The sequence below is a fragment of the Methanolobus sp. WCC1 genome (genome assembly GCF_045690315.1).
Classification (GTDB): domain Archaea; phylum Halobacteriota; class Methanosarcinia; order Methanosarcinales; family Methanosarcinaceae; genus Methanolobus; species Methanolobus tindarius.
The window spans coordinates 1,775,625-1,792,393 of record NZ_CP146979.1 but is presented as its reverse complement, the minus strand read 5'-3'; the positions used below and the strand labels follow the sequence as shown (position 1 = coordinate 1,792,393).

Below are 16,769 nucleotides of genomic sequence, written 5' to 3'. Positions count from 1 at the left end.
GGATTGGCAGATATTCTTTTTTACTTTCACTACTATTTCCATTCATGAAAATACTGATAGCTACGGGCAGACTTGCTGAACAGACTGTAAGGAATGCAATAGGTAATCATGCCGATGTTGTTGTTGCCGACACCCAGGTTGCCGCATTCATTACTCCCCGTAAACTGCTTGCTGCGATCAAAGATCAAATTCCAGTTTTTAATTATGATCTGATATTCATTCCTGGTCTTGTTTCCGGAAACTTCGAAAAAACAGAACAGGAGTTGGGATGCAAAATACGTCTTGGTCCCAAACATGCCTATGATCTCGGTTTTGTTCTTCCATTCACGGAAAGCATGGAATTTTCAACAGAAATTCCTGCCTGTGAACTTCTGGCAGACGTAAGACGCGCCATGGCTATTGAAAAGGTTGAAGAAATTGAGGATGCTGCTAATTGTCCACTGAAATTACGTGGAATGAAAATTGGAGGCAATTCCCGTATGAAGGTATTGGCAGAGGTTGTCGATGCCACGGGACTTGCTCCTGAAGCACTTGAACTACGCATCCGTAGTTTTGAAATGAAGGGTGCGGATATGATTGATCTTGGCGCATCCCTGCATGCTAATCCTGATGATGTAAAGCGAGCTATCAATATTGCTCGCAGGACAACGAATCTTCCTGTGAGTATTGACACTCTTGACCCGGTGCTTATCAGGGAAGCCCTCAATTGCGGAATTGACATGGTTCTAAGTCTGGATAGTAGCAATATTGAAGAAATTGCTTCTGAAATTGCTTCTTGTGACATTCCTGCTGTTGTAATACCTGATCAGGGCGAAGCTTATGACAGTCTCATGAAAAACATTGAACTTGCCCGCAAGGCCGGCATTGAGAAACTAATTGCCGATCCGGTACTTGATCCGATAGGTCATGGAATTGCCGTCTCTATTGTAAGATACAAGGAATTCCATGAAAAGAACCCTGATATTCCTGTTTTCTATGGAATAGGCAACGTCACGGAACTTATAGATGTGGATTCCACCGGTGTCAACGCCACACTTTGCGGCATCGGTGCAGACGTAGGAGCAAGTATTCTTTTTACTCCTGAATATAGTAATAAAACACAGGGTTCCATTAATGAGCTCAAAAGAGCATCCCAGATGATGATGCTGGCAAAAGAGCGTGAAAGTTCACCAAAGGATCTGGGAATCGATCTGATTGAGATTAAAGAGAAAAGAAGACGTACTGATTCTGTACTACCGGAAACCTTTGTAAGTGCAGAAAAAAGCAAGATGTGGACTGTTGACCCCAAAGGCAGTATCAGGATAAGCATTATCCCTGATCAATTTGGAATGAAAGACGGATGCATCCTTGCTGAACATGATAATACATCAATTGTCGGAAAGACTGCCAGGGAAGTCATGGACACGATTCTTAAAATGGAACTTGTTTCAAGAATGGAACATGCTGCTTATCTGGGACAGGAACTCAAAAAAGCGGAACTCGCCCTGAAACTGGGAAGAAGTTATGCTCAGGACGATGAGTTTTAGGTATTGTAGAAATCCTTCCTGAAATATGTATTAATTTCTAAACTGATCCGTCATAAATTATGAATAACTTGATTAATCCCGAAGGGTCCGGCGAAGCCAGCGTATTCCCACGATAAGAAATAAAATAATTGACAAATACCCTGTGCCTTTTTCTAAGGATTTCTGCAGAATTCTATGTATAAATTCAAATCACCATTGTGCTTATCTTCTGTGTAGTAATATCGGAATGTGCCGCCTTCGGCGGATAGCTACTTTATTTTTGGATTGCAGGTTGTTTTTATGTACATGAAAATGATCAATGTTTGTGTCCTTATACACAGAAAATCCACAAATCCTAATTTAAAACAATTTACATAGAGGATTCACGTAAAATTAGAATTCAGGAGGAAGTTGCCTCCTGAATCATTTCAAGCGATTGTTCTGCACTCTGCCTGATTGCAGGATATTCTTCTTTATTATCTGCAATCTCGGTGAGTAATTCAACTGCCCTCTTATCTCCGATCTGCCCTAATGAAACTGCTGCCGCCTTTCTGATATCAGGTGAATCTTCTGTATTTTCAAGTGCCTGCATTAGAGATTCCGTAGCATCTTTGTTTGCCATGGTTCCAAGTTCTTCTGTGGCATGGAGTCGTACATTCAGGTATTCTCCCTTATCCTGCATCAGATGTACAAGAACAGGTACTGCTCTGCTGTCATTTGTATGTCCAAGCGCACGTGCTATATCACTACGTGTATACTTGTTTGTTTCATTTGCCAGAGCATCTATCAGATACTCTGTAGAATTTGCATCAGACATGGAGGAAAGATACTTAGCTGCAACAGATCTGACTTCCGAATTATCATCACTCAATGCCAGTGCCAGAGCATCCGATGCATTTTCTCCGGCTATACCTCCCAGAGCGATTGCTGCTTGTTTCCTCACAGGCCACTGGTCATCGTTCAGTAAAAGATACGCAAGTGGTTCGATTGCTACTGATAGGTTTTTCTTTTCTTCTTCTGTTCCTCTAAATGATGATACGATGCTTGACCTGACTTCCATATTTTCGATATCAAATTCATCCAGAAGTATTTTCATAGCCGTTTCTTCGTCAATTTTCATTAATGCCCATGGAACTCTTTTTCTTACATCCTTTCTTTCATTTTCATTTTCCAGTATATGGACAAGAGGTTCGATGGCATCCTTATTTCTTAATTTTCCAAGTGCTCCGATAGCATTTATTCGTACTTTATCTTCCTCAGTACTATCTTCTGCGATGCTAAGAAATATATCATAAACATTCGTTTCCTCAATAGAGCCAAGTGCATGGATTGAATTGATTCTAACCGTTGTATCCCTATTATCAAGATTTTCGATAAGCATCTCTTCTACCGGTGCTCCTAATTTCTTTAGAGCTACAGCTGAATTTGTAACTGTAAATTCATACTCATCCTCCAGGTGATTGGTTAAAGGTTCAATTGCTCTCTCATCACCGATTTCTCCAAGAGACCAGGCAGATTCCGGTTGTATCTGCCATGGTCCATCATCCAGACATTCAATAAGCAATTCAACTGCCCTCTTATCTCCGATCTGCCCAAGCGATTTTGCTGAATTTCCTCGCATGTTTTCTGACTGGCTTTCATTTGCGAGTATATCCATAAGCGGTTCTACTGCTTTTTCATCTCCCAGATCACCTAAAGCAATAGTTGCTGTGATATCAAGAAGATCATCGTCCAGCATTTCAATTAGCATGTCAGTTTGTTCTTCATTTCCTACCTTCCCTAAATATATGGTAACTGACTGACGCAATGAATCCGGTTCTTCAGTATTTTCAATTACTTTTATGAATGGTTTTACAGCTCTGCTGTCTCCTGATTCTCCCAGCATGTAAGCGGCATGTTGTCTGTCATCCTCACTTTCGGATTCATTTTCAAGAACACCTATCCACTGGCTTACATTATCGTTTCTTTCTGTATGGACAAATGATTTGAAAAAATCTATAATCGATGAAAAATTAAGTCCCATCTCTACAATATTGGACGTGTAAACAATTCCTGAATTGTTCTGTCCTATATTATCTAGTGCCTGCTGTGCACTTTCCCTAACTGGAATGAATTCTCTCTCGTCCTCTGCCACCTTTATCAGAACTTCAATAGCTTCTGTATTATTGCTTTTTCCAAGGCCAGTGGCAGCGGCTGATCTCATATAAGGTGAATTATCAGTATTTTCCAATATCTGAATTAAAAGTCCTGTGGAATTGCTGTTTCTAAAATTACCAAGACCTGATATGGCTGAGGTTCGAACACCTATGTATTCATTTTCATCTTCAGCTATTTGAGTGAGTATTGGAATGGCTCGCTGATCTTCCATTATAATTAATGCCTGCACCATTGTATGCCGTGCTGACTGATCAGTTTCATTTCCTAGAGCGCTGATCAATGCTTCAGTTGCATTTTTATCGGGATATTTTTTTAGATTCAATGCAGCAGTATAACGAACAACAGTAGATTCATCATTTAATGCCAATGTATATGCATTTGTTGAATTGCTTCCACTCATCCTTCCAAGTGTAATTGCTGCATGTTGTCTGACTCTCCATTTTTCATCATTCAATAATAGGTATTCTATAGGTTCTATTGCTCTATCTGAGGAAATATCCTCTAAGGAACCCATGATTCTAATCTTTACTTCCGGGTCTGTATCATTCAGGTTATCCAGAAGTGGCTCGATTGCGGCATTTTCATCTGTTCTTCTTAAGACCGATGGAATATTTAGTCTCACTGCCCTTGGTTCATCTGGATCATTCAGTATTTTAATAAGCGGTTCTATGGTATTATTGTCTCTTATATCTCCGAGTGCATTGACTGCAGATGCTCTGACTTCATCATCTTCGTCTCTATTTTCTACGACTTCAAGGAGTTTATCGGTAGCATTTTTTGCTTTTATGTCACCAAGTAGGGTAGCTGAGTTATCTCTGACATCTACATTTCTGTTATTAAGATTATCAATGACAATATCGGTAATTGGCACATTCATTTTCTGAAGTGATTCCGCAGATCTGAGAGTTACTGTATATCTTTTATCTTCAAGTGCATTAGTTAAAGGCTCAATAGCTCTCTCATCTCCCATCTCTCCAAGTGAAGTTGCTGCTGCTGAGGCTAAAGTTTCTTCACCGTTTTTTAATGTGTAAATCAAAAGTTCAATTGCTCTTTCATCTCCGATATCTCCTAAAGAAATAATAGCATACTTGCGGAAATCTACTGAAATATTTGTATCAGCGATAATTTCCATGAGAGGTTCAACGGCTTTGGGATCACCAATTTCTCCCAGTGAAGCAGCAGACCATATTGCTATATCCAAGTTATCATCATCCAGCATTCTGATAAGCAAATCTGTGTCTTTTTCATTCCCGACACTCCCAAGAGTACGAGCAGCAGCACCGCGCAATGATTCGGATTCCTCCGTGTTGACAAGAATTCTTGCAAGTGGTTTTGCAGCTCTGTTGTTTCCTGTTTCACCCAACATATAAACTGCATTTTTTCTATTTCTATCCGTTTCAGAGCTATCTTCAAGAATATCGATACATTTTGTAATGTTCTTATCTTCTTCATTATAAACTATGGATTCAAAAGATTCCACAATGAATGAAAGGATGCTGGAATAGTCGGTTAGCTGACTATCGTTTGTACTCTGATTATTCTGTTCGCTGGAAACACAGGTTCCCGATACAAGAACAAATATGAAGATTGCTACGGCCAGCTTTAATGAAGTCTTACCTGCTGTTTTCATAGTTCGACCTCCAGTACAGAACTATTTTCAGGAACAATTATTTCCTTTTCAGCTATCTGTTCTTTCCAGACAGCAGTAACTTTCACAATATATTGCTTTCCAATTTTCTCCTTAACCACTGCCTGGGCAGGCATGTAACTCTCATCCGAATTCTCGCCGGAACTAAGTTCGATAACTCCAGCGTGCGAATCTTTCCATGTGCTGAAAGAACTTTTAGAATAAGCAGGAACATCAAAATTATTGTTTTCAGAAGACATAACTTCTTTTGTATCAGGATCAATTATACTGATAGTTGTTTCAACATTTTCGGCTCTTCCAAGGCCGCTATTTATCACATAAGCGTCAATATTGTAGATATTCAGCTCTCCGATAGATTCCAGTTCATAATTCAATTCGACTGAAAGTTCGGGAGGTAAAACATCCACAGTAAATGATTCTTCGTCAAGGACAACCTCATTGTTTACAATTCTGATGTGAACATTCTGTTCTCCTGTAACCTGATATCCAAGCAACAGGGTTAGCCTGTTCTCTCCTGGTTCAAGGCTTATTTTATCCTGTGTTGAAATATAATCACTGTAGTGATAACCATTATATCCAAAAACGATGAAAGTATCAGCACTCTTTCCATTTTCATCTACAAAGGCATTTTCAGTTTCAATCTTTACTTCAACATTTTTTGATTCGTTATTCTGTATGACCAGTTCAATTTCGTTCATGCTGTCAGTTCTGATAGTATCCACCCCCAGAGTCCGGGGTGCATTAATCTCGACAATTTTCACATCGACACTACTATCATAGTGCCACCAGATTATGGCAGAAACAAGGATTATTCCTGCAATAATCAACGGAAGTTCTTTTCTCATCTGTTCTCACCCCTTATCTCTTCGGTCAGTGAGATGCAATTTGTCAGGCCATACTTCTGTTTTGAGATTATGCCTTTCTTTTCGAGATTGGAAAGAATACGTGATGTTTTAGCTTTGGAAAAATCAAGTCTGTTCACAAGTTCATTCTGGAGCATCTGTCCGTTATTATCCACAATTGTCCTGACGATTTTTTTCTCATCTCCTTCCAGAGCCATAAGAAGTACTTTTTTCATGTCAGGCGATGTTGCCGATTCTGCTGATTCTTCCCAATCTGAGCTTTCTGTTTTTTTGGCAGATTGCAGTATTTGAGAATTATCTTTTGTTTTTAAATTAATATCAGAATAAGACTCATGAATATTTTTGTATATAAATGGATAGATACCCAGAGACAATAATATCTGGCATAGTGCTAAACCTGAGAAAAAACCGGATAGTAACAACAGGTATGCTTCACCTGTAGTGTAAGAATAAGGAATCTCAATTATCTTGAATGATTCCCCTTCGATTTGTATAACTACAGGAGCATCCTGCAGCAGTGTGCTCACTGCAATTATTCCTGCAAGTATGAGAATTCCTGCTGATATTATTAGTTTTGTTCTTTCCCTTATCAAGTCATCATCTCACTGTTGACAATTATCACAAGGGATGAAACAAATGATATATTTTGACTGTAACAATAGTATGAAACGTATCATTTATTTGAAACCACAGCCCCATCATTCTGTTTTCTTTGTGATTAACTATTATGAAAATCGTTGGAATTTCTAAAATTACAACTGTAATATGGATTATTTTGAACTTAGATATAATTTATTACAAATGTGTTTTTAAATCTGTTCCTGATCCTTCCCTGCTTTGCACTAATATAAGGTGACCCTGTAGATTCTATATTTTCAAAAACAATATCTAGCAGTACTAAATCTATATAGCTAGATTTTTATTCACCGCACCTAATAGTGCTTCGGGGTTGTTGATGAGCGATACATCCGGGAAAAACAAAGAATTTATCTCTTCAGTAAAAAAGCTGCAAAAAGGTATCTTTTCAAATGCAAACAAAAGATGCGATGCTGTAAAGTCCCTTGAAAATCAGGGGGACTCGGATGCTGTACCATATCTTCTGGAAGCACTTGAAAAAGAAACTGACGGACAGGTGAGCACATGCATTATCCAGTCACTTGGTGTTTTTGGTGATTCAAGGGCAACAGAGACCTTATTTGAATTGGTTTTTAATAGTAAGTATAAATCTTCAGATAATCAAAAAACAATTATCTCTTCTCTGGACTCATGTGTTAACGGAAAAAACCTGCCTTTTCTTATAGAAATGCTTTCATCAGGAAGCATTAACAGGAAAAAGTTCTCTGTCCAGTGTATTGGAAAGATAAAAACAGCAGATTCTATTCGTGTGTTAGTCAGGTGTCTCAATGGTAATGATAAAGAAATAAGGGCTCTTGCAACTTCATCCCTGAAGCTTTTTAAGGCCGAGGACATGATTCCATGCATCGCAGAAATTATCGAAAATGCTGACCGGTACTATAAAATCCGTCTGCTCAGTTTAGTTGGAGATACGGGAAGTCCTTTTGCAGTTCCTTTGTTGCTTCAGGTTTTAAAAAGCTCTGATGTTGATGTAAGAAGTAGTGCCACAAAAGCCCTGAACAGTTGTATTAAAAAAGAGTCTGCACCATATCTTATAGATTCGTTGAAAGATGAAAATTTCAATGTTAAATGTGTTGCAATAAAAGAATTACTGGCTCTTAAGGTAGAAATTCCGTCTGCTACATTAAATGAACTTCTCAATGATGAAAACGAGCATGTCAGGAGTTCTGCAGTTGAGGCACTTGTTACTATTGGTAATGACGAAAGTTTGTCTATTCTTGAAAAAGTAGGTCAGGAAGATCCTGATGAATGGGTGCGCAAACTGGCAATGAATCATGTTTTACGTATAAGTAATGAAGTCATGATGGTTGAGGTTGCTTCTCAGGGTGAAGAACTTGCAGAAACTGCAAATGATAATCTGTCAGGTCACAAATCCAATAAACCAGGCAGAAAAAGAAAATTATCTTTTTGTCCTTATTGTGGTGATAGTCTTGAGATGGCAGTTTCACCTCAGTTTTGTCCTTTCTGTGGTGAAAAGTTAAAATCTTAATTATGCATAGTTGTGTTATCTGTGCAATTTCATTTTTAGTGATCATACTGTTGTGGCATTGAAATTATTAGACACCTTTATATAAATGTAGAATTATATTGAATGTTAGATGACAGCCTCAAAAGATAAGATCCTTATTGTTGATGATGAACCTCTGAATGTGGAATTATTGTCTGTATATCTTGGGGATGACTATGATATTGTAACTTCCTATAATGGAAAAGATGCTCTTGCAAAAGTCAAAGATGAATGTCCTGATCTGATATTACTGGACGTAATGATGCCAGAGATGGATGGATATGATGTCTGCAGGGTGATTCGCAATGAGTTCAAAATGGATTTTATACCTATTATAATGGTCACAGCTTTAACCGACAAAGCAGATCACCAGAGAGGAATCGAGGCTGGTGCAGATGATTTTCTGAAAAAACCAGTTGGTAAATTTGAGCTTGAGAAGAAAATTGACTCTCTTCTAAGAATAAAAGAGCAGCATGACAACCTTCTGGTTGAGAAGAACAAAGCGTATTATTACCTTGATTACGTTGGTATTCTGGTAGCTGTTCTTGATCTTGATTTCAAGGTTACTACAATAAATAAGAAAGGATCTGATTTTCTGGGTTACAGTCCTGACAAAATAATTGGCAGGGATTGGATAGAGTCGTTTATCCCTCATGACTGGGTAAGCGATATAAGAGCTCATTACGATGGTCTTGTTTCTGGCAGTATTAAACCCTATGAATATAGTGAGTTTCCCATTATTGTAAATACGGGTGAAGAACGTCTGTTTAGATGCTACGATTCACCTTTGAAGGACAATTCAGGCAATAATGTGGGTATTCTGATATCAGGTGAGGACATCACTGAGATGAGAGAAGCTGAAAAGCAGCTAAAGGAATATGCTTACCAGCTTGAGAGATCTAATGATCTCAAAGACCTTTTTACCGATGTCATGAGGCATGATCTGCTTAATCCCGCAGGTCTTATTAAGTCATTTGTAGAATTACTTTTTGAAATTGAAACTGATGAAAGCAAGAAGAACCTGCTGAACAATGTCAGCACTGCAACTGAAAAACTGATTTCTATGATCGAGGATGCGGCTCATCTTGCTAAACTGGAATCAGTTGATGATATCAGTTTTGTGCGCATTGATTTGAATTCAATGATAAATGACACAGTTAATGGATTTAAACATCAGGCCATGGAAAAGAATATGGAAATTTGTGTCAACATGGATGAATCCTGTTTTGCCCTTGCAAATCCTATGATGGAAAGAGTTTTTGTAAACCTTGTGTCCAATTCCATAAAATACAGTCCTGAAGGCAGCACTATTACAATTTATGTCATGGATATCGGGGACAAGTGGAAGCTAAGTTTCATTGATCAGGGTGACGGAATACCAAACGAAAGCAAGGCAACTGTTTTTGAACGCTTCAAGAGGCTCCATAAGGAAAATATTCGTGGAACTGGTATAGGTCTTGCAATTGTTAAGAGGATTATGGATCTTCATAAAGAGGTCATCGATGTGGATGACAATCCTGAAGGCAAGGGTAGTGTTTTCTGGCTGACGCTTAAGAAAGATTCTTAATTCGCCAGTATTTCTGATTTTTTAAATTGACTTAAGTAGCTTGAATATCATACTTCTTAGCATAAAGTAATCATTAAATTCAACTATGCAAGGAGGTTATATGATGGGAAAATATGGGGAAACCGCCATAAAAGCAGCGAAGGCAATAGCAGCGAACAAAGGAGAAAATCCAGAAGATATTTGGAATCTGATTGCCTCTGATATATTTGGGGCAGGAACTTCTAGTCAGAGAAAAGTTTGTCCACGAAATGCATTTCTGGGCTTATGTGAAGAAGGCTTAATTAGAGGAATACCAAAGGGTAACTATACTGATTCTAAGAAAAATAAAAAATATGCATTAAAAGCTGTTGAGATTCTGAGAGAAACATCAAATTTAGTGCATGACAAAAAAGCTCTTTGGTTAGAAGTCGCCGGTGAATCAAAATCACACAATAGTCAAATGGATGTTGTTATCACTTTATGGAAAAATGGTTTCATTAAAGATGAAAAACTGCTGTGAAATCTCTTAATCAGTAATTTCATATACTTTATAACGCCGATAATAAAAATCAGGATGTAATCATCGATTATTTAGTAAATCGAGTCTTTATCTCAAAAGTAATCACAACTTTCATATCATATATTTTCATATTAGCGAGCAGTGAGTGATACCATAGGTAGCTAATTGAGTATATTTATTGCCTGAAAAGACGGTAGGTATATATGCTCCAGTGCCTAATGTCACTCGATTAACAGGTTAAGAGTGATAAACGTGATAAGTGTCAACGAAAAGGGATTAGCTATAATTGATGAGATGCTTGACTGGGAAGAGGAACTGAAAGTCAAGTCCATAGAGCTTGATAACGGCGCTACTGTCATTGACTGTGGTGTGAATGTAGAAGGTGGATATGATGCAGGTATGTATCTTTCCCGTCTCTGTCTTGCAGATCTTGCAGACATCAGCTACACCAAGTTCGACCTGGACGGTCTTCCGGTACCAGCTATTCAGGTAGCAACAGATCACCCAACCATCGCATGTATGGCATCCCAATACGCAGGCTGGAGAATTGCAGTCGGTAAATATTTCGGTATGGGTTCAGGTCCTGCAAGGGCTCTTGGACTTAAACCAAAAGAACTGTACGAAGAAATTGGCTACAAGGATGACTCCGAATTTGCAGTCCTTGTAATGGAATCAAGTGAAATACCAAACGAAGAGGTTGTTGAGTACATTGCAAAACACTGCAGTGTCGACCCTGAGAACGTCTATATCGCTGTTGCACCAACAGCATCAATTGCAGGATGCGTACAGATCTCAGCACGTATTGTTGAGACAGGTATCCACAAGCTCGAATCCATCGGATACGACATCAACACAATCAAGAGCGGTTTCGGTGTTGCTCCAATTGCACCTGTTGTCGGTGACGATACAAAGTGCATGGGTTCAACCAACGACTGTATCATCTACTGTGGTGAGACATACTACACCGTTGAGTATGGAGATGTTGAGAAACTGGAAGAGCTTGTAAAGAAGGCACCATCCACAACATCAAGGGACTTCGGTAAGCCATTCTACACAACTTTTAAGGAAGCAGAGTTTGACTTCTTCAAGGTTGACGCAGGAATGTTTGCACCAGCAAAGATTACAGTTAATGATGTCAAGAGCAAGAAGTCCTTTACAAGCGGAAGGATCAACCCTGGCATTCTGCTGGAATCCTTCGGCATAAAAGAGATTTAAGCCTTTAACATACTCAAATAATACCGATACAACCTTAAAGGTTGTATTACTTTTTTTCTTTTGGAGATAGTAATGGAAATCATAAGTACTTCAAAAGGTATCGGTGGTCAGCTTACAGAATTCAGGAAACTTGTTAGTGATTCTAAAAAGATTACTTTTATAGGAACCGTTGGTTTCTGTACACCATTTGCCGAGCTTATGGCATTTGTTTTACGAGGCAGCGATAAAGAGACTATTTTCCTTCCGGATCTGCGTGCAGATGAAGCACGTTCAATGGTATTCTCATCATACGGAATGCAGCTTGATGAAAAGGCAGATCCTTCTGCTGATACTGTAGTCATTCTTGGCGGTCTTGCAATGCCAAAGATAGGCGTTGAGCCTGAAAAGATGAAAGAACTTGTTGATGAACTAACCAAAGATGCTGACAAGAAACTTATTATCGGTGTCTGCTTCCAGTCAATGCTAATAAACTGCAACTGGCCAGGTCACATTGACTTTGATTACATAATTGATGCAGATATGACAAACGAGATCAAAAAACTGTAAACTTAAATACCTAATTCTTCTTATTTTATTTTTAAGAAATCCTGGCGTCTACAACAACATGCCAGACGCCCGGGGAATATTTTTTGATTTTACGGCAGTCCAGTATTTCAACCGTCTTTCCAGCTTTCAGAGCTGCAGTTTCTATTCTTTCAACAGGTCTTGAAAACACCATACTTTCAGGTGTTGTTTCATGATAATGGATTATGCCGCCTTCAGGTTTCAGCGCGGCAATACCCGCGTCAAGATAATGGTGTGTTGTGTTCACATATCCCATTAGGACTCTGTTAGCAACTCCTTTTGGTGTCAGTTCCGCACAGTCTCCGTTTCGAGCTTCAACAATGTCCTCTACTTTATTCAGGGATATGTTCTCTTTAAGGTATCCGTAAGACTGCGGGTTTATTTCAACTGCAATGATCTTTTTGGGTTTTGCATGAACTGCCATAGGAATGGTAAAATATCCGATTCCTGCAAACATGTCAACTATTGTCTCATCATTTCCAATATTACTCATGAGCTTCTTTTCATGAAGATTTCCTTTGGAGAACATCACTTTTGTAACATCAAGCTTGAAAAGACAGCCATGTTCTTTGTTAATAGTTTCAGTGTTATTTCCAATAAGGACTTCTCTTTTGGGCAACCTGAACTGGCCGCTTATTCCAAGGTCGCGTACAACTGTATTGCATGAAGGGTACATCTGTAGCAATGCTTCAGCTATCTGCATTTTAAGGTAGTCGATTGAAAAGTCAATAGTGACAACTATAATTTCCCCGACAATCTGCCATCCCGAAGGCAGTTTCTTAAGTTCATCTGCGGATATCTCAGTTTTCAGCAGTTCTTCAAGTGACTGCCATTTATTGTAAAACTCCGCATCTTCCTGTATGAAAGTCTCAAAACCTTCAATGTCTTCAGTAACCGGTATTTCGAGAAAACGCTGGTTTGTGCCAATAAGCTTTATCTTGCGGTGCGGATCCAGTCTTCCTGATTCTGCCAGTTCAATTCTTATTTTTTCCGCATTTTTTAGCGGTACGCGGATACTTTTGTTCATAGTCATTGGGGCGGGGTATATTTTCTCAAAATAATATATAAAGCTACATATGTGATTGTAATCATGTCTTTATATATTGATAAACTCATTCGTTGAATAGCGAACATTTAAATACGTTGTCGTATTTATTCATAAATACATGAACAACGGAGACAACACAGCTATTTTTTCCACTGATATTGGAGTTATTGCTCTTAATGGTTCTGTAAAGATTAAGATACTCGATTTTCTCAAAACAGGCTGTAAATCATTTGATGAAATTGTACAGCATACAGGAAAAGCAAAATCAACAATCTCCGTTCATCTTAACGACCTGAAGACTCAGAATCTCCTTGAGGAAACTATTGATGCTAACGACAAAAGAAAAAAGGTTTATTTCCTGAGATGTCAATACGTGGCATGTTCACAGGAACCGGGAATGAAGCATTATACTGAGATGCTGGATCTTATAGCTTCTCCCGATGTGCATTCTTTTGGTTGTTTAAAATGCCTGTTCCACGCTGTCCAATATGGTTTCAGGGCTCATGGTGTTAATTGTGACCCAATCATGCGTAAGATAGGCAATGATATAGGAAACAGCCTATCAAAAAATATTGTTTCCCAGGAACCTGCCAGTATTCTTCAGGAAATGCTGGATTTCTGGGAGGAAAATGAAATTGGAAGTTTTACCGTCCTTGAAAATGACCCCATTAAACTTGCCGTACACAACTTTTTTGACTGCCGCTCTATCCCCATTAAAGAAAAAACATTATGTTCGTTTGCCCAGGGTGTTTTTGAAGGTGTATTCAGGGCAAAAATGGGCGAGGAATGTGTAATGCAAATGCTCAGCAAATGCAACGACAATTGCGGTTCCTGCCTTTTCCAGATGACAAAATTATAGAACAAAATCCATTTATTCTTCTGTTCGGATTGATATTAAATATCTTGGCTCTCTTTAACATCGTGTGGGTAAACGAAGTTTACCCGCCATCAAGAATATCATTGTATTCCTACACTTCTCAGTCTTCAATCCATATGATCTCTTAAAAGCAGTTTTAATTTTGTTGTTCAATCCTTCAACAACACCGTTGCTGATACCTTGTTTGATTGATTCCAATATCCCATGAGAATTTCTTTTAATCATCTTGGCCAATGTGATAATTTCCTTGATGTTGCTATGTGTTCCCCAATAATGCCATTTGTCAAGATATTCCCTCGCTACCTCTATATTTTTTATATCCCACAGACGTTGAAGTCCAAGCTTAAATCTGTAAGCTTTTGCTGTTTTAGTATCCAAATCTTTGATTGATCGAATCTTAGCTATTTCCCTATCCGATAGATTTTCAGGATTTTTCAACCACATGAATCTCGTTTTACCCAGATCTTTATTTGTTTGATACTCCTTTCTTCGAACCTTATCAATTGCATCATTCATCATTTTGACAATATGGAACTTATCGTAAACGATCTTAGCATTTGGGAAATATTCCCTTGCTCCACCCCTAAAAGCAGGATACATGTCCATTGAAATATACTTGATATTATCAGGGTCTATTTTTCTGGAAAGAACTTCCCTGAAGTTCTTGAAAACACTTCTTTTCTTTCCATTTTCAATATGAATTACTCTTGATTGATTTAGATCATAGAACAAGGTCACATAGCTGTGACCTTTTTTGACAGATATTTCATCTACTCCAATAGTATCTAACTCAGAGAGATCCATCTTTGCTCTGGCTTCTTCAACATAATGAGCTAGAATTATCCATACAGAATTTTCATGAATATTGATCAATTCAGCAATTGAAGAAACACTCATTTCTTTGGACATTGCAACGATTAGTGCTTCGAAAAATAATGTAAATCCAGTATTTTGTCTTGTCCATGGAACTTCTACAAGTTTTACATCATCTCCATCACACTTTGTTCGGGGAACTCGTGCATGAATGTATGTTTCATGATGGAAGAAATCAAGGTGTCTCCATACTTTTTCTTTGGTATCATGGAGATCACACAGTTTGTTGCAAACTGGGCAAGGGAACTTCGTTCCCTTGGTAAAATCTAGATAAATATCCATTCTTTTCTTAGAAACATTAAGATCAATGTCTTTCACATACCATGGAGGGGTTATTCCCAGAGCCATTTGAATCAAGAGTTTATCGTCCATCCAATATGGATTGGATGAACAGAATATTAAATTACCCACTCAATCTTGAGGAGATCCAATATCTTTAATTTGAGGTTCTTACAACCCCAAGCTCACCTTTTACAAGTTTGCCAATAGCAGCAACAATTCCCGGTCCGTCAGTATTTTCCCGGCATGTAATCATGTGTTCCATAAGTCCAAGCCTTTCAATACCATAAATATCTCTTGCATGGCCTGTTTTCTTGATGGCAGCTTTAAGTTCTGATCTGGTTACTGAATTTGCAATAACCCTGTCCTGTTCGGATTTCTTCCAGCTCCACCATAGATCTGCCTGTTCCCTTGTAAAAACCCCAATTTTAGCCTTTTCATCAGTAATCTCTACTTTTACCGGCAGGTGTCTGATTATACCAAAACGGGTAGCTATCTGTTTAGCTGTTCCATTTCCTAGATTGTTGAGATTCTTCCGTGGTATGGTTACAAGAACACCGACATCAACAACAATTTCATCATCATGTATCTGTCGTATGAATCCGTGATAGGTTTCATTTTTGACTATTTCTGTTACTGGTGTGCCGAATTTTTGCATAAGAAAATTAGATGCAAATTCATTATCTTCTCCGGCAATATCAACAGTAAACCAGTTATCATCACTAACAGAGAATTCAGCAGAAGCATCGAGCTCTTTTAACTCATTACTAATCAGCACTTCAGCAGAATGTGTTGCTCTTTCCCTGTTGCCATAAATCTTGATCAATAGTTTGGTGACCATTATTCTTATCCTTAAACTTATTATCCTTAAAATTGTCCTTTTAGTTATTGTTTCATCACAAGGTCAAAGATATTCTGCATCTCTGTAAGCTTATCCAGGCCCTCGTCATCAATGAGCTCCTCATTCTCCTCTATTGAATTTAAGAGTAACTGGATATCCCTGCTGAAAGGACCGATTTTCATTCTCATAACCTGAAGCTCAGTGTCATTTTCTGCAAGATCGTTATAAGTGGTCATAATCTGCTGGTGCAGCCTGTCTATATGATCAAGGGTTGTTTTCCTTGCTTCATCGGTATTTTCTGAATTCCCTTCACCGTTTTCAGTGTTGTTCTCTTCCGATGACTCTTCAGGCGTTTCACCTTCAATTGCCATTATCAGGCTTTTAAGAGCATCTACAACCCTGTAACCATGATCTGTAAGTTCCACATATTTTACACGTCCTTCAACTGAGAATTGTACAAGGCCATGTTCTTCCATTTTGGCCAGTATTTTAGTAGTGTGTGCAAAGGTGGAATTAATCTCTTTAGTTATAACAGATGCATAGGTTTTTTGAAGGGACCAGATAGCCAGAAGGGCAAGGGTTGGTTTTTCCTGTAAAAATAGTTGTTCAGCATATTCTTTTGTCATACGATTTCCCCTCTAATTTAGTTTTTAGAACCCTTGTTTTAAAAAACATCATAATACCCGGAAT

14 protein-coding genes are annotated in these 16,769 nt (G+C 38.4%); 7 read left to right on the top strand and 7 right to left on the bottom strand.

Annotation, left to right across the window (positions count from 1 at the left end; genetic code table 11):
- The first annotated feature begins 44 nt into the window (after window positions 1–44).
- Window positions 45–1,526, top strand: coding sequence for a dihydropteroate synthase-like protein (locus tag V7O61_RS08650; protein WP_407282124.1), 1,482 nt, complete (start codon window positions 45–47; stop codon window positions 1,524–1,526).
- 379 nt (window positions 1,527–1,905) lie between these two features.
- Here the strand turns inward: V7O61_RS08650 and V7O61_RS08645 are convergent, their stop codons facing one another.
- The 3 genes from V7O61_RS08645 to V7O61_RS08635 are packed head-to-tail and all read right to left on the bottom strand — an operon-like array spanning window position 1,906 to window position 6,766.
- On the bottom strand, window positions 1,906–5,292 hold the full coding sequence (locus V7O61_RS08645; protein WP_407282125.1) for a HEAT repeat domain-containing protein: 3,387 nt from the start codon (window positions 5,290–5,292) through the stop codon (window positions 1,906–1,908).
- Window positions 5,289–6,155 carry a hypothetical protein gene (locus V7O61_RS08640; RefSeq protein ID WP_407282126.1) on the bottom strand — a complete coding sequence of 289 codons (867 nt, stop codon included), beginning with the start codon at window positions 6,153–6,155 and terminating at the stop codon, window positions 5,289–5,291. The genes V7O61_RS08645 and V7O61_RS08640 overlap by 4 nt, the downstream gene beginning before the upstream one ends.
- Window positions 6,152–6,766, bottom strand: coding sequence for a helix-turn-helix transcriptional regulator (locus V7O61_RS08635; protein WP_407282127.1), 615 nt, complete (start codon window positions 6,764–6,766; stop codon window positions 6,152–6,154). The genes V7O61_RS08640 and V7O61_RS08635 overlap by 4 nt, the downstream gene beginning before the upstream one ends.
- 362 nt (window positions 6,767–7,128) lie before the next feature.
- Between V7O61_RS08635 and V7O61_RS08630 the strand changes: the two genes are divergently transcribed.
- The 5 genes from V7O61_RS08630 (at window position 7,129) to V7O61_RS08610 (ending at window position 12,143) form a co-directional block, all read left to right on the top strand.
- Window positions 7,129–8,298 (top strand): HEAT repeat domain-containing protein, encoded by a 1,170-nt coding sequence (locus tag V7O61_RS08630; protein ID WP_023843785.1) that lies wholly within the window; start codon window positions 7,129–7,131, stop codon window positions 8,296–8,298.
- Window positions 8,299–8,407: 109 nt separating this feature from the next.
- Window positions 8,408–9,883: a response regulator gene (locus V7O61_RS08625; protein ID WP_407282128.1), complete on the top strand. Its 1,476-nt coding sequence runs from the start codon at window positions 8,408–8,410 to the stop codon at window positions 9,881–9,883.
- 100 nt (window positions 9,884–9,983) lie between these two features.
- Window positions 9,984–10,382: a DUF6979 family protein gene (locus V7O61_RS08620; RefSeq protein ID WP_407282129.1), complete on the top strand. Its 399-nt coding sequence runs from the start codon at window positions 9,984–9,986 to the stop codon at window positions 10,380–10,382.
- Between the two features lie 252 nt (window positions 10,383–10,634).
- Window positions 10,635–11,597, top strand: a complete 963-nt coding sequence (mch, locus tag V7O61_RS08615; RefSeq protein WP_048135589.1) for a methenyltetrahydromethanopterin cyclohydrolase — start codon at window positions 10,635–10,637, stop codon at window positions 11,595–11,597.
- A gap of 72 nt (window positions 11,598–11,669) precedes the next feature.
- On the top strand, window positions 11,670–12,143 hold the full coding sequence (locus V7O61_RS08610) for a DUF2124 domain-containing protein (protein ID WP_023843781.1): 474 nt from the start codon (window positions 11,670–11,672) through the stop codon (window positions 12,141–12,143).
- 31 nt (window positions 12,144–12,174) lie between these two features.
- On the opposite strand, the gene V7O61_RS08605 is transcribed toward V7O61_RS08610, so the two are convergent.
- The gene (locus tag V7O61_RS08605; RefSeq protein ID WP_407282130.1) at window positions 12,175–13,194 is read right to left on the bottom strand and encodes a class I SAM-dependent methyltransferase; all 1,020 of its coding nucleotides are present in this window, start codon (window positions 13,192–13,194) and stop codon (window positions 12,175–12,177) included.
- A gap of 133 nt (window positions 13,195–13,327) precedes the next feature.
- Here V7O61_RS08605 and V7O61_RS08600 point away from each other — a divergent pair, with 133 nt between their 5' ends.
- Complete coding sequence (locus V7O61_RS08600) at window positions 13,328–14,068, top strand: ArsR family transcriptional regulator (protein ID WP_023843779.1); 741 nt, start codon at window positions 13,328–13,330, stop codon at window positions 14,066–14,068.
- A 54-nt stretch (window positions 14,069–14,122) separates the two neighbouring features.
- On the opposite strand, the gene V7O61_RS08595 is transcribed toward V7O61_RS08600, so the two are convergent.
- The 3 genes from V7O61_RS08595 to V7O61_RS08585 form a co-directional block, all read right to left on the bottom strand.
- Window positions 14,123–15,331: an ISL3 family transposase gene (locus V7O61_RS08595; protein ID WP_023843742.1), complete on the bottom strand. Its 1,209-nt coding sequence runs from the start codon at window positions 15,329–15,331 to the stop codon at window positions 14,123–14,125.
- Window positions 15,332–15,395: 64 nt separating this feature from the next.
- Entirely contained in the window at window positions 15,396–16,079 is a 684-nt protein-coding gene (locus tag V7O61_RS08590; RefSeq protein WP_023843778.1) for a DUF2110 family protein, read from the bottom strand.
- 44 nt (window positions 16,080–16,123) lie between these two features.
- A complete protein-coding gene (locus V7O61_RS08585; RefSeq protein WP_407282131.1) occupies window positions 16,124–16,705 on the bottom strand; it encodes a MarR family transcriptional regulator in 582 nt (193 codons plus the stop codon).
- Window positions 16,706–16,769 lie beyond the last annotated feature (64 nt).